The sequence below is a fragment of the Veillonella nakazawae genome, from assembly GCF_013393365.1.
In the GTDB taxonomy this organism is placed as follows: Bacteria; Bacillota; Negativicutes; order Veillonellales; family Veillonellaceae; genus Veillonella; species Veillonella nakazawae.
This window is the reverse complement of the sequence record NZ_AP022321.1, coordinates 1,543,808-1,563,995: the sequence shown is the minus strand read 5'-3', so window position 1 is coordinate 1,563,995 and position 20,188 is coordinate 1,543,808. Positions and strand designations below refer to the sequence as shown.

Genomic DNA, 20,188 nt, shown 5'->3' with positions numbered 1-20,188 from the left:
TTTTTTTGTATATAGTAGGACAGCCATGGTATCCATAACATTTCAACCTACAACTGAAGATACAATCCTATTCGTTGGCGGCGGGAAGGTCGCAGAGCGACGAATGCAGCTCTTTATTGATGAGCCATGCAACATTGTGGTGATTGCTCCCACTGTAACAGATAGGATTTGCCAATGGGCAAAGGATAATCGTATCACGTGGTACGACCGTGCTTTCACAATGGATGATGAACACCACATTATAACGAGCAGTTTGTTCTTTATCTGTACAGATAATAGCGAATTAAACGATACGTTATATGATATGGGGAAAAAACACCGCGTTTGGACTAATCGAAGTGATGACCCTAGAGCGTGCAGATTTACTGTGCCTTCGTCCCTTGAATTAGGCGATCTTCATATCGCTATTAGCGCTAATAATGTAGGGCCTCGTATCAATCGCCTCGTAAAACAAGATATGATGAATCGTTATGGTCAGTTGCAAAAGGCTATGCCTAGACTTAAAATATTTAGAGAAGAAGTAAAGTTACTACTTCCTACTCCAGAGGCTCGACAGAAATTTTGGCGAAACCATCTGACTGTAGAAACATTTGAAGCCATTCTCAAGGGAGAGTGGATGACTATAGAGGAGAAACTTGACCATGAAATTAGTGGTATTAGGTCTAAATCATAGAAGTGCTGCTGTTGCGGTGCGTGAACGTTTCTCGTTTGATAAGGACGAGGTCGCTTCAGCACTGAACCGCCTCTATGAATTCGACTGTGTAGCAGAATGCGTTATTTTGTCTACATGCAATAGAACTGAAATCTATGCGGCCTTAGAAGGTGTAGAGTTCCCTAAAGAATATATGTTGGCCGTGTTAAAGGATTTAAAAGGTGCCGACCACATCGATGAAGATGCGTTTTTCTATTATGAAGGACGAGATTGCATCGAGCATTTATTCCGCGTATCTGCAAGTCTTGATTCCCTTGTGCTGGGGGAAGGTCAAATTTTGAGCCAATTAAAAGGGGCTTATATTCAAGCTTATAGCGCAGGTTGCACAGGCACGATTTTCAATATTTTGTTCCAACGCGCTATCAGTGTTGGTAAAAAGGTTCGCACGAATACAGGTATTGCTAATACGCCAGTATCTGTGAGCTATACGGCTGTTAACCTCGCTGAGGATAGTTTAGATAAACCATTATCTGAGGCGACGGTACTCATCTTAGGTGCTGGTACAATGAGCGAGTTGACCGCAACGCACCTACAAGCAAAGGGCGTAAAAACGATTTTCGTATCTAATAGAACCTTTACCAAGGCAGAGGCTTTAGCTGAGCGATTTAATGGTAAAGCTGTTAAGCTAGATCACTTTGTAGATTACGCTAAAGATGCGGATATCCTCATTACATCTACAGGGGCGCCGCACTATATTATTACTGAGCGTGAAGCAAAGAAAATTACCTCCCTTCGCAAAGGTGAGCCAATCGTTATGATTGATATTGCGGTACCACGCGATATTGATCCCGGCGTAGCAGATATGGAAGGTATTTACCTATTTAATATCGACTCTCTTGAGAGTGTAGTTGAAGAAAATAAGGCACAGCGCGAAGAAGAAGCTCGTCGTGCAGAGCCGATCATTCACGATGCTATTGAAGAACTATTAGACAAATTGAGCTATTTGACGGTGCGCCCTATGATGGCATTGCTCACGGAAAAAGCAGAACGCATTCGCCGTCGTGAGTTACATCGCGCATTAGCGAAATTACCTGATATTTCAGATAAGGAGCGCCGCATTATGGACTCTATGAGTCGTATGATCATTCGCAAAATGTTGCGTGAACCGATGATTCACTTTAACGAAATCGCTGGTACAGAGGAAGAAGGTTTGTACTGGGATTTATTCAAAGATATGTTTAATCTTGAGAAAGAAGGCTAAGGCCATGAGAGACCATATTCGAATCGGCACGCGAAAAAGTGCCCTTGCCCTATGGCAGGCTGAACATATTAGTGCAGAGTTACAACGTCTGTACCCAAACATTACGGTCGAGCTAGTTCACTTTAATACAAAAGGGGACCGTATCTTGGAAAAACCACTGGCTCAAGTTGGTGGTAAAGGTTTGTTTACCGCTGAATTAGAAGAAGCTATGCACAAAGGCGACATTGATATCGCCGTACATAGCTTGAAAGATATGCCTACAGAGTTGCCAGAAGGTCTTACTTTAGGCGCTATTTCCGCCCGTGAAGTGCCTTACGATGCGCTTGTGAGCCCCGTGTATAAAACATTAGATAAATTGCCTGAAGGTGCTCGCGTCGGTACAAGTAGCTTGCGTCGCCAAGCGCAATTATTACATGTCCGTCCTGACCTTAAGGTCGAAGTTATCCGCGGTAATGTACAAACTCGGTTGAGCAAGATTGAAACAGAAAAACTAGATGGCGTTATCTTGGCACAAGCCGGTCTTAAACGGTTGGGCTTAGATGATCAAATTACCCAAGTATTTAAAGCGGATGAAATGATTCCTGCTGTTGGTCAAGGGGCACTTGCTATCGAGTGTCGTGCTGACGATACGGAAATGCTTGAAATGCTGGCTCCCATTAACGACGAAGCTACACGCTATGCTGTTGAAGGAGAACGCAGCTTCTTGCGTCAGTTAAATGGTGGTTGCCAAGTGCCGATGGGGGTACATGGTACTATCAATAAAGGTCAATTGACCTTAAAGGCCATGATTGCGTCCCTCGATGGTAAAACTGTGTACGAAGGAGAAATTTCTGGCCCAGCAAAGAAAGCTGAAATTCTTGGTAAAAACCTTGCAAAAGCCTTATATGAAGAAGGGGGCAAACATATTGTGGATGCTCTCATAGAGGAAGGAATCATAAAATGACAGGTATGGTATATCTAATCGGTGCAGGCCCTGGCGATGTTAAACTTATTACTGTAAAAGGTCGCGAATGCATTGAAAAAGCAGATGTAATTGTATATGACTATTTAGCAGATGCTCATTTACTTGAATGGGCACGCCCAGATGCAGAATTGATTTACGCTGGTAAACAATGTAAAGATCACACAATGCACCAATGGGAAATCAATGAGCTGTTAGTACAAAAAGGTAAAGAAGGCAAAATCGTAGCACGCTTAAAAGGCGGGGATCCACTCGTATTTGGTCGCGGTGGTGAAGAGGCTATGGCACTTGGTGAAGCTGGCGTACCATTTGAGTTTGTACCTGGTGTAACATCTCCAATCGCAGCTCCTGCTTATGCAGGTATTCCTGTAACACAACGCGCTATGGCTACATCCTTTGCGGTTGTAACAGGTCATGAGGATCCAACTAAAGCCGTATCTGGTATTCATTGGGAAGGCCTTGCTACAGCCGTTGATACACTTTGCTTTGTAATGGGTGTTGGCAATTTACCTACCATTGCAGAAAAATTGATTGCTCATGGACGCCCAGCTTCTACACCAGTAGCGCTTGTTCGTTGGGGTACAAAAACGGTTCAAGAAGTTCTCGTATCTACCCTTGAACATGTAGTAGAAGACGTAGAAAAGGCACAACTAAAAGCGCCAGCTATCATCGTAGTAGGAGATGTAGTTAACCTTCGTGAAAAATTACAATGGTTCGATAATAAACCGTTATTCGGCAAAACTATTGTAGTTACACGCGCTCGCTCCCAAGCTAGTGCATTCCGCGAAAAATTAGCAGCTCAAGGTGCTAATGTAGTGGAAGCGGCAGCGATTAAAACATCTCCATTGGAGTTATTTGATGAAGATCGTCGTATCATCAATAATACAAAACAATACCAATGCATCGTATTCACCTCTGGTGAAGGGGTACGTTACTTCTTCGATGCTCTTTATAAAGAGGGCAAGGACACTCGTGCATTAGGTAACTCTAAAGTAGCAGCTATCGGCTGTGCTACTGCTCGTGAACTTCAAAAATACGGCATCGTACCAGATATCATTCCTGTAGACTACAAGGCTGAATCTGCTGTAGAGGCTCTTGAAGAAGAACTCAAAGCAGGCGATTCTGTATTGCTCATCCAACCAAAAGTAGCTCGTGATGTAATTCCACGCTCTTTGCGTCATCACGATATAGATGTAGATATTTTGCGTTTATATGAAACGACACAAGACACATCTCAACAAGAAGCATTAATCAATGCATTAACTGCAGGTACTGTAGACTACATTACGTTTACAAGTTCCTCTACAGTAACTAATACAATCCAATTATTGGGTGATGATGCATTGAAACTATTAGGCAATACTAAGATTGCTTGCATCGGACCTATCACAGCTGCTACGGCTATGAGTGCAGGTCTTAAACCTGCTGTCATCAGTGATGTATATACAACCGATGGCTTAGTTAATGCTATTATAAATGATGCTAAGGCTTAATAAGGATAGCATATAGTTGTTTCTATTTAGGAAATAACAATATCTCATATGAGCTAGCTTCTAATATTTTAATGAGCCCTATAGGGCCTATAGGAGGATCACATGTATGATTTAACATACCGTCCTCGCCGCTTGCGTATCAATCCAGAAATGCGTGATTTGGTACGGGAAACGACACTCGACGTAACTGATTTAATTTATCCATTATTTATCGTTCCTGGTGAAGGTATCAAAAAGGAAATCGATACGTTGCCAGGCCAATACCACTTATCCGTTGATGAAGCTGTAAAAATGGCTCAAGAGGTATTTGATCTTGGTATTCTTGGGGTAGAAATCTTCGGTATTCCTACATATAAGGACGAACAAGGTTCCTCTGCATGGGATATGTCCCAACCTGTACAACAAGCTATCAAAGCCATCCGTGCAGCTGTGCCAAACCTATTGGTGGTAGCTGATGTGTGCTTGTGCCAATACACAACAACAGGCCATTGTGGCATGATTGATGATCATGAAATCTTAAATGATGAAACATTGCCATTGCTTTGTAAAGTAGCGGTAAGCCAAGCAGAAGCAGGTGCCCATATGGTGGCGCCATCCGATATGATGGACGGCCGTGTAGGTGCTATCCGTGAAGCCCTTGATGCGGCAGGTTATACTAATGTATCTATTATGAGCTATGCTGCAAAATACGCATCCGCTTACTATGGTCCGTTCCGTGGTGCCGTTAACTCTGCACCTAAATTTGGGGACCGCAAATCCTATCAAATGGACCCAGCTAATCGGTTGGAAGCTTTCAGAGAAATCGAACTCGACATCGCTGAAGGTGCAGATATTATCATGATTAAACCAGCATTGTCCTACTTGGATATCGTTCGTGAAACACGTGACCGCTATGAATTACCTGTGGCGGTATACAATGTGTCTGGCGAATATGCAATGGTTAAATCTGCTGCGGCAGCTGGTCTCATCGACGAAGAACGCCTCGTTATGGAAACAATGCTTTCCATGAAGCGTGCTGGTGCTAAAATCATCATTACGTACCATGCCTTAGATATTGCTAAATGGTTACAACAATAAGGAGGAACTATGTTCCAACTCGGTAAATCTGAAAAGGCCTTTGAAGAGGCTAAACGTTATATGCCAGGCGGCGTAAATAGTCCGGTTCGTTCCTACCGCAGTGTAGGTTCTAATCCTCCGTTTATCAGCAGTGCTAGCGGTAGCCGTATTTATGATATCGACAACAACGAATACATCGACTATGTGTTGAGCTGGGGTCCTATGATTTTGGGCCATGCGAACCCTGAGGTTATTGCAAGCCTACAAGAAGCAATTCCTCGCGGCACTAGCTATGGTGCGCCTACATTACTAGAAACAGAATTGGCGAAAAAGGTACAAGCCTTTATGCCATCTATGGAGGTTATTCGCCTCGTTAACTCTGGTACAGAGGCAACTATGAGTGCCTTGCGTGTAGCTCGTGGTTATACTGGTCGCGATCGTATCGTAAAATTCGTTGGTTGTTATCATGGTCATAGTGATGCGCTTTTGGTGAAAGCTGGCTCTGGTCTTGCTACCTTTGGCGTACCAGATAGCCCTGGTGTTCCTCAAGGCGTAGCAGAAAACACCATAACCTTACCGTACAATGACTCTGATGCGGTTCGCAAGTTATTCGACGAGATTGGTGATACTATTGCGGCTATCATCGTAGAACCTGTAGCGGGTAACATGGGCTGTGTGCCTCCTGAACCAGGATTCCTTGAAACCTTGCGCGAAGTAACTAAGGCTCACGGTGCATTGTTGATTTTTGACGAAGTTATGTGTGGCTTCCGTGCTAGCAGTGGCGGTGCTCAAAAACGTTACAATATTAAACCTGATCTTACATGTTTAGGTAAAATCGTTGGTGGTGGCATGCCACTTGCTGTATTTGGCGGTGCTCGTGAGATTATGAACCAAATTGCACCAGCTGGTCCTATTTATCAAGCTGGTACATTGAGCGGTAATCCAATTGCCGTTACCTCTGGTCTTGCAACACTTTCCATTTTGCAAAGAGACCCAACTATTTTCAAACAAGTAGAAGACGCAACCATAGCCCTTTGCGAAGGCTTTGAACGCTTGGCTGCTCAATACAATGTGCCTGTTGTAGTGCAACGGGTAGGCTCCATGTTCACCATCTTCTTCACTGATAAACCAGTTAAGAACTTTGATGATGCAGCAGCTTGTAACGAAGAACACTTTAAAATGTTCTTCCACCATAATTTGAGCCATGGTATCTACTATGCGCCAAGCCCTTATGAAAGTAACTTCGTATCTATCTGCCATAAGAGTAGTGAAATCGAACGCACATTAGCCGTTGCTGATGAAGCTTTCAAAAAAATCAGTGATACACTACTATAAAGATTAGTGATACACTACTATAAAAATCAGTGATACATTATTATAAAATATATAGTTTGTAGTTGTTTATGTATCGATGTAGGTGATGAACATGCAGTTTTATAAGAACTTAAAGCGTGCTCGCGTGCGCATGGGCAAAAGCCAAATCGAAGTAGCAAAGGCCGTAGGTATCAGTAATGCGGCGCTTTCAAATTACGAAACAGGGTATCGCGAACCAGATTTAGATACACTCTGTGCCCTGTCTCGCTATTATGGATTGACCTTGGATGAGCTGTTAGATGTAAATGGAGAACAACACGAGCCCATCTATGATCTCAGTCCGGTACTCAAAAATAAATACATCGCCTATAAAGGTGAAGTATTTGAGTTGAAAGACTCACAAAAACGTGCACTCTTGCGCGAGCTAGACAATCTATTTACTAAATTTGAGAAATCAAAGGTAGAAGATAAAAGTAGTAAGCCGAAAACGTACAAACATGGGAACCCACATATCAATCGAGCGGGCCTAGCTAACAGCGCTGGTAGCTTAGCGGCACGACGAAATATAAAGTAGTGCTATACTATATTGTATGTGAGTGGAACATGTTTATTTGAACAATTTAATTATAACAATCATAAAAGCACCATCTATCTTAATGGGAAACGACACATAAGTCGGACCTAGGTAGATGGTGCTTTTGTATTACTATAGTGTAAATGCATGTGCTACCGCTTTGGCATTTTTTTAGGCTAACTATAAAAATAAATAAAAGATAACAATATTAAAATATTCATTGGTGATATAAGTTGGTTTAATATATAATTGAAATATAGAAGTGAATTGAATATTAACTGATCGTATAGGAGACATTATGAAAGTATGGAGCGGTGTAAAATCTATATTAGATCGAACACCTTTTACGGTTAAATTTTATATTGGTTTTGCTTTGTTTTGGTTTTTATTAATAGGAGCTATGTCTTTAAATGCATATATTAAAAGGCCGGAGCAAATGCAAAGCCTTCAATTATACGAGCAAAAACTAGAAGATATATCTGTGAAAAAAATAAGTGAAGAATACTATGCATCTGGTCGAGCCTATCAAAATAATAATCTTGAAATTACGTACGACTCACTTACAATTGATGATGTTAAAGGAATACTTTCAAAACAAAATATAGGCTGGAATGAGATTAACAAGAATCGTATTGTTGGACATGATTATGATACTAATATTTATCTCGAACTATTTAAAGAACGAGGCTCTGATAAAGTGACTTTAATATTACAAAAAAGAAATTAATTATGGGTGGCAAAATTGTACTATCTCAACAACTAATGCATAAGTAGAACTCCAAATGCAAGCAGGGGTTGATTAGTAGTTGAGGAAAAAGATAATACTAATAATTAGCATATTAGGAAATATTTTTTCGCTGTTTTTGCTTGGTGGCTAGTTTGTTAGCAACCCTACTAGATAAATCTAGTATATAGGCAATATAAAGGACTTTGAGGGATGAAATTTAAAACAATTTATTCTGTTGTTTGGTATATACTCATGGGGATAATAGAGATTGGTATATTAATAGAGATTTTGATAGGTATAATGGAAGATTATATTATAGAAGGGTAAGGATGTAATAAAGATATATGCGAATAAGTTTATTGAAAGAACTTGGGGCAAATTTATTTAAATATATGTTTGGTGGTATTGTAGTAGCCTTTATACTAATTATAATTGTTGGTATCACTACTCGATATTATCATTATAATGACAACTCTTCTGCATTAATCAGATATGGATATTCTTTCTACAAAGAGGATTTGATTGATGAGATAAACTGGACTCGCATTGGTGATAAGTTTATGGTGAAGAATTCTGACTATACTGACTTTAAGGCAAAGTATAATCAGAGTAGATTCTTAGCTGATATAAATGATAATAAGGACAAAATTAGTGAAGGTCTTAATACCAATAGCATTAGAGTCCAGTTGAAAGAAGACTTTATACGAATTAAATATAAAATGGTGGATTGATAAAGATGGTTTTCGATAGGGTTGTTATTAATAAATTAAAAATAATTATATTTGTAGTAGGAATAATCATAGGCTCATTTAGTGGTGCTCTTGTATTAGAGAAAATAGATAATACATTGGAATCCATTTATTCTGGTAGACAAGCTCTTATTTGGAATGAATATAAAAGTTTTGATCATCGTGAGCATTTTACTATCAATGCCATCTATCCTTTTAAATATGAAATTGGTAGTGTTAGACCTTATTTTATTGTTGATGCAGTAAGTAATAGTAATATGGATACAATAGAAAAATCTTTAGCTTTAAATGGATGGCAGCAAATAGAGGCTAATACATTTAAAAAAGAAACTAGTGGAGAAGTATTAAAATTATCTGTAAAACCTATTAACATGAATGAATTTATGATTGTATATTATTACTAACTTTTACAAATGGAATCCATACTATTAGTTATGTGCTAATCGTAATAATTAATGAATAGTTATATAGGTAAAGTTATTCAGAAATGTATTAGTTGAGTTAGAAGAGATTATGAACGCTGGGCGTATCTTATGTAGTATTTTACTAGCTATGTATGCAATATATATTATACGAAATAATACAATAACTATTGCAGGCGCAAATGTTAAGAGAAGCATTGTTCTTACAATGATACAATTAGGTCAATTACTGATGATTGAATTAATGGTTATTTTCGGTGGGACGATTTTACATAGCTTTTCTATTTTTTCGTTAATACTTGCCGTTCTTCTTTTGGGGGAAATGTTTGCACTAAAGCAAAATCTTAATGAATATTTTATGTGCAAGGAAGGAAAAAGCTATGGCATTAGTATTATTGGAAAAGGTCGAATTGCTGTGTCTGTAGGACAGAGTATCCTTTTAATCTTTCTTAGAATCTGGAGTTGGTAAAATTTAATAAGCGCCAAAGTTAATAATGTAATATTTTAGTATTTACAGCAGATAGCTGATTATCTAAAATCAGCTATCTGTTATTTTTGTACGCCGAATAGGCATGACTAAACCCCCAGTTAAACTGGGGGTCGGTAAAAAATTCTTAGTGAAAAGGAAAGAACCTCCTAGTGATAGAATGAAGTTGGTCTGGCAACCACAACATTTCAACATAGGAGGTTCAATGTCAATGAATGACGTAAAAAGCTTATCACATAGTAAATGGAGATGTAAATATCATATTGTTTTTGCTCCAAAGTATAGAAGACAAATAATTTACGGTCGGATAAAAGCTGATGTAGGTAAAATCTTACGAGATTTATGTAAGAGAAAAAATGTAGAGATAATAGAAGCGGAATGCTGTCCGGATCATATTCATATGCTAGTAACGATACCACCACATTTAAGCGTATCGAGTTTTATGGGATATTTAAAAAGTAAAAGTAGCCTCATGATATTCGATAAACACGCAAATTTAAAATATAAGTATGGAAATAGACATTTCTGGTGTAGAGGATATTATGTGGATACGGTAGGACGATATGAAGGAGCGATAAAAGAGTATATTCGCAATCAACAACAAGAGGATATAGCGCAAGATACATTAAACTTTAAAGAATATACCGACCCGTTTACGGGTGAGCCAGTAAAATAGGCAAAATAAAAGCCCCCGAGTAGGGGTCAGCCAGTGGCAATAGAGTGGTTGTCAGATCATTCAATGCCCTCTTTAGAGGGCCACCACTAGAGAAAGACCCTTATAGGGTCAGAGCAAACCACCCGTTCTACGGGTGGTTATGATTTATTATTTTACCTATATCGAATAATTCCTATTAAAATTACCAGAATTTTACGATTTTATGAGTGTTTTATGATAAAATAAAAGGTATGAATACTTCAACAACTAGGTCTATTACCTATAATGGCGACAGAATTGAATATGAGTTAACCATCAAGCGTGTGAAGAACATGAACATGCGTATTACAAAGGATGGTGTGATCCATGTGTCGGCGAATGCCTATGTGCCGGATTATAGGGTGGACAAGTTTGTTATCGAAAATATGCCCTTCATTGAGCGGGCTCGTTACAAGATTGATGCATTGAATGCCAAGCGCGTCGATGCGTTGCAGTATGTGAATGGTGAAAGCTTATCTATCCTCGGCATTCCCGTTACGTTGCGCCTAGTTGAGCAGGACGGAAAGCCTCATATTGGCTTCGATGGGAAGGCTATTCTTACCATGGTAGTGCCTCGTGGTACAACCTATGAAGCGAAGCATAAATTAATGCAAAGTTATTGGCGTAATTTAGGGGAGAAGGTTTTTGTCCATTGGGCGAAGGTCGTGTATCAACGCTACCACAAGCAAGGTATCGATGTACCTATGCCAACTATAAAGCAGCAGCGTATGAAGAGCCGTTGGGGTTCTTGTACGCCAGCCAAGCAGCTTATCAAGATGAACACCCGTTTATTAGAGGGACCACAGGTGTATATTGAGTACGTCATGGTTCATGAGTTTGCTCATTTTAAATATTTAGACCATTCCAAGAACTTTCACAATCTAGTGGCACAGTTTTTGCCAGATTGGAAGGCTCGTAAGAAGTCATTGAACGTGTATTTTGCTCATCGCCCTTAAAGGAGGTGTACCATGCAGCCATTTGTACATTTACATAGTCATACAGAGTTTAGTTTGCTGGACGGCATTAGTCGTTTGCCTGACATGGTACGTCGTGCGAAGGAGTTAAATCAGCCGGCCCTTGCCATTACAGATCACGGCAATATGTACGCAGCCATTTATTTCTACAAAGAATGTATGGCCCAAGGCGTTAAGCCAATCATTGGTTGTGAAGTATATGTAACGGAAAACAATCGATTTGATCGTCCAGAAGGTCGTAGCCGTGAACGTTTAAAACATCTTATTTTGTTAGCTGAGACCATGGAAGGGTATCGTAATCTCGTTAAAATCGTGTCGAAAGCGTCTACGGAAGGTATGTTATATCGTCCTCGTGCAGACCGCGATTTATTGCGTCAATACAGCAAAGGCATAATTGCTCTTAGTGCTTGTATTCAAGGGGAGATTCCTCAGTATATCTTGCAAGATAATATGGAAGGCGCCAAGCGTTCCATTGAATGGTATATCGAGACCTACGGAAAGGATAATTTCTTCTTAGAAATCCAAAATCATGGCTTGCCAGAGGAGGCAAAGGCGCAAGAGGAGCTCATTAAGCTCAGCAAGGAATATGGTCTTGGCATCGTCGCATCTAATGACTTCCACTATGTTTTAAAGGAGGATGCGGATGCGCAGGATATTAAGGTATGTATTTCTACAGGCCGACGTCGTGCTGAGGTGGATCGCTTAAAATTCCCTAATGATGAATTCTATCTAAAATCTGGGGATGAGATGGCAGAACTATTTGAACATATTCCAGGAGCCATCGAAAATACCTTAAAAATTGCAGAACGCTGCAATGTAGAGTTTAATTTCGACGAACATCATTTGCCGCACTTTGATGTGCCAGAAGGGGAAACGTCTAAGACCTATTTGCGTAAGGTTTGTGAACGAGAAATTCCTCGCCTCTATGGTGAAACGTCTGAAGAACTACAAAAACGTCTCGACTATGAGCTAGATGTTATTGGGACGATGGGCTTTGAGGATTACTTCCTCATCGTATGGGACTATGTACGCTACGCCCGTGAGCATGACATTTTAGTAGGTCCTGGTCGTGGTTCGGCGGCGGGGTCCGTAGTAGCCTATCTACTTGGCATTACAGGCCTTGATCCATTAAAATACGATTTGCTCTTTGAACGGTTCTTAAATCCAGAGCGGGTAAGCATGCCCGATATCGATATTGACTTCTGTTATGAAAAGCGTGGTCAAGCTATCGAATATGTAACGCGAAAATATGGACAAGAGCGTGTATCTCAGATTATTACCTTTGGTACTGAGGCAGCGCGTGCCGTCATTCGTGACGTAGGTCGTGTGCTAGACTTGCCACTGGCGGAAGTGAACCGCATTGCGAAGATGATTCCCAATGAACTTGGGATTACCTTAGATAAAGCTCTTCAAGGGAAAGAGTTAAAAGCGTTATACGAAGCTGATCCAAACGTTAAAGAATTATTTGATTTTGGTAAAAAGCTGGAAGGCATAGCGCGAAATTCGTCCACTCATGCGGCGGGCGTCGTAATTTCCGCGGACCCTCTCGATGACCACGTACCAGTACAAAATGCCAACGATGAAGGCTTTGTAACACAGTACGATAAAGATAACATCGAGGAATTAGGTCTCTTAAAGATGGACTTCTTAGGCCTCCGTACCTTGACGGTTATGGGGGATGCCTTAAAGCTCATCAAGGCGAACCGTGGTATTGATCTCGATTTAGATGCAATACCGCTCGATGATAAAGCGGCTTGTGATATCCTCACAAAAGGCGACACCTCTGGTGTATTCCAGCTCGAATCGGAAGGTATCACCAAGCTCGTTATGGACCTTAAGCCTGAACATTTTGAAGACTTAATTCCATTGGTAGCCTTGTACCGTCCAGGCCCATTGGGCTCTGGCATGGTAGCGGATTTTATCGACCGCCGTCACGGAAAAAAAGAGGTTACTTATTTACATCCCATATTGGAACCAATTCTAAAAGATACCTTTGGTGTAATCTTATACCAAGAACAGGTTATGCAGATTGCGTCTGCTATGGGCGGATTCTCACTTGGTCAAGCGGACTTGATGCGCCGTGCCATGGGTAAGAAAAAGGAAGCTGTTCTAAAGGCTCAGCGCGAATCCTTTATTCAAGGTTCCATAAATAATGGTATAGAAGAGTCCATTGCAAATGAAGTATTTGACTTGCTCGTATACTTTGCTGGCTATGGCTTTAATAAATCACATAGTGCGGCTTATGCGTACATTGCGTACCAAACGGCGTATTTGAAAGCCCACTATTTCCCTGAGTTCATGGCTGCCACCATGACTAGCTTTATGCAGAACATGCAAAAATTGACGTACTATATTAATGCCTGCAAGAAGCACAATGTTAAGGTCCTTGGGCCAGATATTAACTATTCTGAGCGCAGCTTTGCCGTACAAGGTGATGCCATTCGCTTCGGCCTTGGGGGCATCAAAAACGTAGGGGACAATGCTATCGATCGCTTGATTACTGAGCGCAATGAACACGGTCTTTACACGGATATTGTGGACTTCTGCAAACGTGTGGACAACAAGGTGGTTAATAAACGCCTTCTTGAAAGCCTTATTCGGTGTGGCGCTATGGATGGTTTCAAGGAAAATAGAAACCAATTATTGCATATGTATGAAAGCGCCCAAGCCGTTGGTGCTAAAGAGCAAAAGGATGCTGCTATGGGCACCATGAGCCTCTTTGGTGATATAGAGGAGTCTGTAGATTTCATCCCTGTACCTAATGTGCAGGATTTATCGGAAGACGATAAATTGAAAGATGAAAAGGAATATACAGGCTTTTACATCACAGGTCATCCATTGCAAGGCTATGCTAAGGAATTAGAGGGCCTCTTTGAACTGGGGGCTCTCGTAGAAAATCCAGAGCAATACGATGGTCAAACCATTACCTTTGGCGGGTTGATTGAAAATAAATCGGATCGCATGACAAGACGAAACGAGGTTATGTCCATTCTTCGCATTGAAGATTACTCTGGTGCGGCCAATGTGGTTGCATTCCCGAAGGTTTTTAGTCAAAGCCAACAATTCTTGGCGGTCGATATGATTGTTAAGGTAAAAGGCCGCGTTGATGCGGATGAAAAGGGTGTGCAAATTATTGCAGACCGCATTATGCCGTTAAAGGTAAACTATAGTCAGGCGAAACATGTGGCCATTCATATTTACAGCCAATATGATACGCCAGAAAATAGTGAAGCCTTAAAACGAGTGTTAACGAATACCGTAGGCTCTGTGCCAACATCGCTATACTTGCACCGTCAACGGAAGCGCATTAACTTGCCACTGAATATGTGCTTTGACCCTAGTGATGAATCTATCAAGGCTATTGAAGCTATCTTAGGTGATGGCTCCGTAGAGGTGCAATAGTATATGCATAAGTAGATATTAAGGCACGAATAAATATATTTACTACTTAATAACTTATGTTGCGTGAAGCACAGCTAGCTTTCACCAATATTACTACAATAATAAATGAAAGATTCAATATAGAAATTGCTTTCATAGGAGGAAAGATGAAACGTACAAAAATCGTATGTACTGTAGGTCCGGGAACGGATAAATTTGGTATTTTAGAAGATATGATGCGAGCGGGCATGAATGTGGCTCGTTTCAATTTTTCTCACGGATCTCATGAAGAGCAAGCAGAGCGCATGCAAATGGTGCGCGATGCGGCGATGATTGTTAATAAACCAATCGCATTATTGCTCGATACGAAGGGCCCTGAGGTTCGTCTTGGCCTATTTAAAGAGGGGAAGGTATTCCTTGAGGCAGGTCAACAATTTACGTTGACTACAGATGATGTGGAAGGCACAAAAGAGATTAGCTCCGTAAACCACAAAGGTCTTGTAGGCGACGTGTCCGTTGGGGATAAAATCCTCTTGGCTGATGGTCTTGTAACACTTAACATCGATGCTATCGAAGGGAATAACATCATTACTACCGTTCAAAACAGTGGTGAAATAGGTAACCGTAAACGGGTGGCTGTACCAGGTGTAGCGCTTAGCTTGCCTCCTGTATCTGAACAGGACGAAGCAGACTTGCGCTTTGGCTGTCAACAAGGTGTAGACTTTGTAGCCGCATCCTTTATGCAACGTGGTAAAGACATTGTAGCCATCCGCCGCATCCTTGAGTCTGAGAAAAAAGATATCAAGATTATTGCAAAAATTGAAAATGCTGAAGGCGTTAAAAATATCGATGAAATTTTGGACGTAGCAGACGGCCTCATGGTTGCTCGCGGTGACCTCGGTGTAGAAATCCCTGCCGAAGAGGTACCAGTACTTCAAAAAATGATGATCGAAAAATGTAATGACTTGGGTAAACCAGTTATTACGGCAACCCAAATGCTAGAGTCCATGATTCAAAATCCACGTCCTACACGGGCGGAAGCAAGTGACGTAGCCAATGCCATCTTAGATGGTACGGATGCGATCATGTTGTCTGGTGAAACTGCAAATGGTGCTTACCCAGTAGAGGCGGTTACGACTATGACACGTATTGCTGAGGTAACAGAACAAGCTGCTATTTACGATAGTAAAAGTCGTGCTCGTCAAGATGTGGATATGACGACTACCAGTGCTGTATGTTTAGCAAGCGTGCGCATCGCTCAAAACCTTGGGGCAGCTGCTATTTTGACATGTACTGAATCTGGTCATACTGCAATTAGCACTGCTCGACATCGTCCGGCTTGCAAAATTATTGCTGTAACACCGCATGAAGAAACAATTCGCCGCATGCAATTATGCTGGGGCGTAGAGGCTATTAAAGGCCATGAAATTGTTAACTCTGATGAAATGGTTAAACAAGCGATTACAGGTGCTCTTGGCACAGGTGCGATTGAGTCTGGTGATCTTGTAGTCGTAACTGCTGGCGTACCATCTGGTGCTACAGGGACTACAAATATGATTCGCGTTCATATTGCAGGCCAAGTACTCTTATCTGGTAATGGTATTTTGCGTAAATCCGTTACAGGTACTGTATTCATTGCAGCTAATCATAAGGGCAATTATGAAAGCTTCAAAGACGGCGACATCCTTGTGGTGGGGACAATGGAGCCTGAATTGATGGCTATTGCTAAACGTGCAGGCGGCATTATCGCTGTTGAAGACGGTTATACCTCTGATAGTGCTATTGCTGGCATTACCTATGGTATTCCTGTAATCTTAGGTGCTAAAAACGCTCATGACGTACTCCTTGAAGGTCAAGAGGTAACTATCGACGGTGAACGTGGTAAGGTATTTGCAGGTATTGCTAACGCTCGCTAGTTTTAGTAAAAGATAATTAAATATAAGGAGGGATAGTATGAATCCATATAATGTAACAGGGCCAACTGCAGCTGAGGTTGCACAGGTTGAAAGTATCGTATCACAACGATTAAAAGGCTCCTTCTTGTGGATGGTTGTCGGTTTACTCACAACTATCGGTGTTGGAGTGGCCGCGTTGGCAAATCCTGATTGGTTACGGTTTGCATACCAAAACTTTAATATTATTCTATTAGTTGAACTAGGCGTAGTATTCCTATTTAGTGCTCGTGCGTATACTGCCAATGTTATGACTTTAAAAGGCATGTTTTTCCTCTATAGTGCATTGAATGGTCTTACATTAACACTTATATCCTTGAGATATAATGTATTTGAAGTAGTTATTCCAGCGTTAATCGGCACGTTAGCGTTCTTCATCGGCTTTGCCGTGGTAGGGGCTACTACGAAACGTAATTTGTCATCCCTAACACCATATGTAATGGCTGCCTTACTTGGTATGATTATCGTATCTTTTGTGATGATAGGGGCTCGTTATTTTAACTGGGCTGTACTCAGTGGCTTTAGCGACACTGTTAGCTTAGTTCTAGGTTATGTAGGGGTTGTAGTATTCTCCATCTTTACAGCTATCGATGTGAACCGCATTAAAAATAATGTGACACAAGTAGCGCTCTTGGAGGATGAAACCATTTTAGACCGCATTGAAATCACAGGTGCTTTGAGCCTATACTTAGATTTCATTAACTTATTCTTATCCTTATTGCGCATCTTTGGCAATAAGCGATAAAAGGAGATTGTATGGACGATAGAGAATGGCAAACCTTTGTGACTGTTGTCGATGAAGGCAACATTTCAAGGGCTGCAGAAAAATTATTTTTATCACAACCGGCATTGAGCTATCGGTTGCGCCATATGGAAAAAGCCTTGGGCCATTCTCTGTTGTTGCGTACTGCTGAAGGGCTTGCTCTTACGGCTCAAGGCGAGATATTTTATGACTACTGTAAGAGAATGATGCAAGATCAAGAGGCTTTAGAAAATGCCATGAACTCAGCGTCTGGTAAGATTCAAGGGACTTTGAAAATTGCGTCATCTATCAACTTTGCAGACTATGAATTACCAGCCTTATTGAAATCCTTCCGGGAACAATACCCTGATGTGCATATTCAAGTTAAAACTGCTTTCAGCCATCAAGTGGTTAAGATGTTTAATACTGGTGATTGTATGGTTGCCTTTGCTCGTGGTGGCTATGATGTGTCCGGTAAGTCTGAATTGCTATTAGAAGAACCGTATTGCTTAGTTTATAAAGAATTAGTGCCACCTGAATCACTTGAGAAGGTACCATTTATTAAGTATCAAACTGATGCATCCGTAGCTAATATCATTGAAACATGGTGTGCCGAACATTTTGAAGAACCACCGAGTGTTGCGATGGATGTAAACTCTATGAGTACATGTCGTCACTTTGTGCGCGCCGGTCTTGGTTGGTCTATCTTAACTTATATGGGACTTGGATCTTGTAAGGATAGAGATATCTATGTGAGTCCATTGCGTAGTAAAGATGGTAAGTACATTAGTCGCGATACGAACATGGTGTACACAAAGGATGCGGAAAATCTAGTAGTAGTAAAGACCTTTATCGAGTATGTCCGCAATTACTACAAAGAACACACTGTTGTAGATGATAGTATTTTTAGAGAATATAAATCATAAGAATCCTTGAGATAAAGAGAATCTATGAGATTGTATCACTGTTTATCCATGCTATTTCAGCATTGGACTTTTTCGATATAATATCTCATAATGAAAGTGTCTCGAAAGAGCAAGGCAGTACCATGTAAGTGCATGTATACCCCCTTTGGGGACGTATACATGCACTTTTTTCATTTTGGGCTGTAAATCTATGCTCAAAATGCATAAAAAGTATGATTGGTAGATATAAAAGTTTTTATAACCCCTATAAAGGTAATCTATTATTCATAATTCTTTTTAGCATATATAATGAGTGTAGACAAAGACTCCTAGAGTTCAATAGATGATAGTCGCGTATCACGAATCTTTAGGGGAGTGTTAGGATGATATACATGCCTATGTTTTTAAGAAAGGAATAAACATGGAAAAATTCTTAAAACTAGCACTTATCGTGCTAATTCCAATTATCCTCTGGTTTACAACTCCACCAGAAGGGCTCTCTGCGGAAGCGTGGCGCCTCTTAGGCTTCTACATTGCAGGTATCGTAGGTTTGATTTTAAAACCATACCCAATTCAAATTATTTTATTAGCTGTATTATCTGCTTCTGCATTATTCTTGGATAATGCAAAAGATATCTTGGTAGGTTATGGCTCCACAGCATTGTGGATGATCATCGCTGCGTTCTCCTTGAGTGTTGCGTTTGGTAAAACTGGTCTTGGTCACCGCGTTGCATACCATTTGATTGATGCATTTGGCTCTACTGTATTACGTCTTGGCTATGTAACAGCACTTCTTGATTTAGTATTATCTCCAGCGACACCTTCTAACACAGCACGTGCGGCTGGTATTGTATATCCAATCAATTTATCCATCGCTGAATCCATCGGTTCTTATCCTGGTGATACTGCAAAACGCGGTGGTTCCTTCATCTTGATGAATGGCTATTTCGTAACAAAAATTACATCCTTCATGTTCTTAACAGCTATGGCTCCTAACGTGTTGGCCTTGGACTTTGTTACTAAAATCACTGGTCTAAACATGACTTGGGCTGAATGGGCTTTGGCTTTAGCTCTTCCTGGTCTTGTAATGTTGATTTTCGTTCCACTTGTAGGTTACTGGATCGACCGTCCTGAAGCAGTAAAAATTGACAATAAGAAATTGGCTGCTGACGGTCTTGCTAAATTAGGACCTATGAAAATGTCTGAAAAAGTCTTGGCTGTTGTATTTATTCTTGCTCTTATCGGTTGGGCATTGCCTTCCATCGGTTTTGATTTGAGCCCAACAGCAGTAGCATTAGTAGCTATGACTGTTGTGTTCTTTGCTGGTATCATCACTTGGGATGACATGGTTCAAACTAAAGCTGTTTGGAATACATTCATCTGGTTTGGTGCTATCCTTGGTTTATCCACTGCTTTAACAAAAGCTAAATTCTTCGCTTGGCTTGCAGCATATATGCAAGCAAACTTGGCCCTCGATGTGTCTCCACTCGTAGTTGTATTAATTCTTTCTGCTATTAGTGTTGTCATTCGTTACTTATTTGCTTCCAGTACTGCTTATATTGCATCTATGCTTCCAGTATTCTTGACTGTAGGTATGGCAGCTGGTGTTAACCCTGTTATGTTTGGTTTAGTATTGCTTGCAACAAATGCGTTTGGTGGTCTTGTAACTCACTACGGTGCATCTCCTGGTCCAATCATCTACTCTGCAGGTTACAATAACTTGAAAGATTGGTGGACTGCTGGTGCAATCTTAGCAGTATTGAGTTGGATTCTACTCTTTGTAGTAGGTATCCCTTGGTGGACTTTCATCGGTATGATTTAATCACCAAATATTTTATAATCAA

Annotated in this window: 18 protein-coding genes; all 18 read left to right on the top strand. The window is 40.7% G+C overall.

Annotation, left to right across the window (positions count from 1 at the left end):
- Positions 1–25 precede the first annotated feature (25 nt).
- The 18 genes from VEIT17_RS07080 (at position 26) to VEIT17_RS06995 (ending at position 20,166) form a co-directional block, all read left to right on the top strand.
- A complete protein-coding gene (locus tag VEIT17_RS07080) occupies positions 26–673 on the top strand; it encodes a precorrin-2 dehydrogenase/sirohydrochlorin ferrochelatase family protein (protein ID WP_178885444.1) in 648 nt (215 codons plus the stop codon).
- Positions 642–1,913, top strand: coding sequence for a glutamyl-tRNA reductase (gene hemA / locus VEIT17_RS07075; protein WP_060924542.1), 1,272 nt, complete (start codon positions 642–644; stop codon positions 1,911–1,913). Before VEIT17_RS07080 ends, hemA begins: the two co-directional genes overlap by 32 nt.
- 4 nt (positions 1,914–1,917) lie before the next feature.
- Positions 1,918–2,856, top strand: coding sequence for a hydroxymethylbilane synthase (gene hemC / locus VEIT17_RS07070; protein ID WP_178885442.1), 939 nt, complete (start codon positions 1,918–1,920; stop codon positions 2,854–2,856).
- Complete coding sequence (cobA, locus tag VEIT17_RS07065) at positions 2,853–4,367, top strand: uroporphyrinogen-III C-methyltransferase (protein ID WP_178885440.1); 1,515 nt, start codon at positions 2,853–2,855, stop codon at positions 4,365–4,367. The genes hemC and cobA overlap by 4 nt, the downstream gene beginning before the upstream one ends.
- Positions 4,368–4,469: 102 nt before the next feature.
- Positions 4,470–5,444: a porphobilinogen synthase gene (gene hemB / locus VEIT17_RS07060; RefSeq protein WP_178885438.1), complete on the top strand. Its 975-nt coding sequence runs from the start codon at positions 4,470–4,472 to the stop codon at positions 5,442–5,444.
- 9 nt (positions 5,445–5,453) lie between these two features.
- Positions 5,454–6,758: a glutamate-1-semialdehyde 2,1-aminomutase gene (gene hemL, locus VEIT17_RS07055; protein ID WP_178885436.1), complete on the top strand. Its 1,305-nt coding sequence runs from the start codon at positions 5,454–5,456 to the stop codon at positions 6,756–6,758.
- A gap of 91 nt (positions 6,759–6,849) precedes the next feature.
- The gene (locus VEIT17_RS07050) at positions 6,850–7,311 is read left to right on the top strand and encodes a helix-turn-helix domain-containing protein (RefSeq protein ID WP_105097369.1); all 462 of its coding nucleotides are present in this window, start codon (positions 6,850–6,852) and stop codon (positions 7,309–7,311) included.
- A gap of 298 nt (positions 7,312–7,609) precedes the next feature.
- Complete coding sequence (locus VEIT17_RS07045) at positions 7,610–8,038, top strand: hypothetical protein (protein ID WP_178885434.1); 429 nt, start codon at positions 7,610–7,612, stop codon at positions 8,036–8,038.
- Between the two features lie 359 nt (positions 8,039–8,397).
- Entirely contained in the window at positions 8,398–8,769 is a 372-nt protein-coding gene (locus tag VEIT17_RS07040) for a hypothetical protein (RefSeq protein WP_242013246.1), read from the top strand.
- A 5-nt stretch (positions 8,770–8,774) separates the two neighbouring features.
- Positions 8,775–9,191: a hypothetical protein gene (locus VEIT17_RS07035; protein ID WP_024049304.1), complete on the top strand. Its 417-nt coding sequence runs from the start codon at positions 8,775–8,777 to the stop codon at positions 9,189–9,191.
- A 109-nt stretch (positions 9,192–9,300) separates the two neighbouring features.
- A complete protein-coding gene (locus VEIT17_RS07030; RefSeq protein WP_178885430.1) occupies positions 9,301–9,678 on the top strand; it encodes a hypothetical protein in 378 nt (125 codons plus the stop codon).
- A 229-nt stretch (positions 9,679–9,907) separates the two neighbouring features.
- Entirely contained in the window at positions 9,908–10,372 is a 465-nt protein-coding gene (gene tnpA, locus VEIT17_RS07025) for an IS200/IS605 family transposase (RefSeq protein WP_178885105.1), read from the top strand.
- 206 nt (positions 10,373–10,578) lie between these two features.
- On the top strand, positions 10,579–11,346 hold the full coding sequence (locus tag VEIT17_RS07020) for a M48 family metallopeptidase (RefSeq protein WP_178885428.1): 768 nt from the start codon (positions 10,579–10,581) through the stop codon (positions 11,344–11,346).
- A gap of 12 nt (positions 11,347–11,358) precedes the next feature.
- Positions 11,359–14,766, top strand: a complete 3,408-nt coding sequence (locus tag VEIT17_RS07015) for a DNA polymerase III subunit alpha (RefSeq protein WP_178885427.1) — start codon at positions 11,359–11,361, stop codon at positions 14,764–14,766.
- 146 nt (positions 14,767–14,912) lie between these two features.
- Positions 14,913–16,661 carry a pyruvate kinase gene (gene pyk / locus VEIT17_RS07010; protein WP_119206814.1) on the top strand — a complete coding sequence of 583 codons (1,749 nt, stop codon included), beginning with the start codon at positions 14,913–14,915 and terminating at the stop codon, positions 16,659–16,661.
- Positions 16,662–16,698: 37 nt separating this feature from the next.
- Positions 16,699–17,442 carry a Bax inhibitor-1/YccA family protein gene (locus VEIT17_RS07005; protein ID WP_178885426.1) on the top strand — a complete coding sequence of 248 codons (744 nt, stop codon included), beginning with the start codon at positions 16,699–16,701 and terminating at the stop codon, positions 17,440–17,442.
- A gap of 11 nt (positions 17,443–17,453) precedes the next feature.
- The gene (locus VEIT17_RS07000; RefSeq protein WP_178885425.1) at positions 17,454–18,365 is read left to right on the top strand and encodes a LysR family transcriptional regulator; all 912 of its coding nucleotides are present in this window, start codon (positions 17,454–17,456) and stop codon (positions 18,363–18,365) included.
- A 400-nt stretch (positions 18,366–18,765) separates the two neighbouring features.
- On the top strand, positions 18,766–20,166 hold the full coding sequence (locus tag VEIT17_RS06995; protein ID WP_178885424.1) for a DASS family sodium-coupled anion symporter: 1,401 nt from the start codon (positions 18,766–18,768) through the stop codon (positions 20,164–20,166).
- Positions 20,167–20,188: the final 22 nt, after the last annotated feature.

Excerpts from the sequence above, each read along its gene's own strand:
- VEIT17_RS07080 (WP_178885444.1), top strand. The coding sequence starts at position 26 with ATGGTATCCATAACATTTCAACCTACAACTGAAGATACAATCCTATTC.
- hemA (WP_060924542.1), top strand. The coding sequence starts at position 642 with ATGAAATTAGTGGTATTAGGTCTAAATCATAGAAGTGCTGCTGTTGCG.
- hemC (WP_178885442.1), top strand. The coding sequence starts at position 1,918 with ATGAGAGACCATATTCGAATCGGCACGCGAAAAAGTGCCCTTGCCCTA.
- cobA (WP_178885440.1), top strand. The coding sequence starts at position 2,853 with ATGACAGGTATGGTATATCTAATCGGTGCAGGCCCTGGCGATGTTAAA.
- hemB (WP_178885438.1), top strand. The coding sequence starts at position 4,470 with ATGTATGATTTAACATACCGTCCTCGCCGCTTGCGTATCAATCCAGAA.
- hemL (WP_178885436.1), top strand. The coding sequence starts at position 5,454 with ATGTTCCAACTCGGTAAATCTGAAAAGGCCTTTGAAGAGGCTAAACGT.
- VEIT17_RS07050 (WP_105097369.1), top strand. The coding sequence starts at position 6,850 with ATGCAGTTTTATAAGAACTTAAAGCGTGCTCGCGTGCGCATGGGCAAA.
- VEIT17_RS07045 (WP_178885434.1), top strand. The coding sequence starts at position 7,610 with ATGAAAGTATGGAGCGGTGTAAAATCTATATTAGATCGAACACCTTTT.
- VEIT17_RS07035 (WP_024049304.1), top strand. The coding sequence starts at position 8,775 with ATGGTTTTCGATAGGGTTGTTATTAATAAATTAAAAATAATTATATTT.
- VEIT17_RS07030 (WP_178885430.1), top strand. The coding sequence starts at position 9,301 with ATGAACGCTGGGCGTATCTTATGTAGTATTTTACTAGCTATGTATGCA.
- tnpA (WP_178885105.1), top strand. The coding sequence starts at position 9,908 with ATGAATGACGTAAAAAGCTTATCACATAGTAAATGGAGATGTAAATAT.
- VEIT17_RS07015 (WP_178885427.1), top strand. The coding sequence starts at position 11,359 with ATGCAGCCATTTGTACATTTACATAGTCATACAGAGTTTAGTTTGCTG.
- pyk (WP_119206814.1), top strand. The coding sequence starts at position 14,913 with ATGAAACGTACAAAAATCGTATGTACTGTAGGTCCGGGAACGGATAAA.
- VEIT17_RS07005 (WP_178885426.1), top strand. The coding sequence starts at position 16,699 with ATGAATCCATATAATGTAACAGGGCCAACTGCAGCTGAGGTTGCACAG.
- VEIT17_RS07000 (WP_178885425.1), top strand. The coding sequence starts at position 17,454 with ATGGACGATAGAGAATGGCAAACCTTTGTGACTGTTGTCGATGAAGGC.
- VEIT17_RS06995 (WP_178885424.1), top strand. The coding sequence starts at position 18,766 with ATGGAAAAATTCTTAAAACTAGCACTTATCGTGCTAATTCCAATTATC.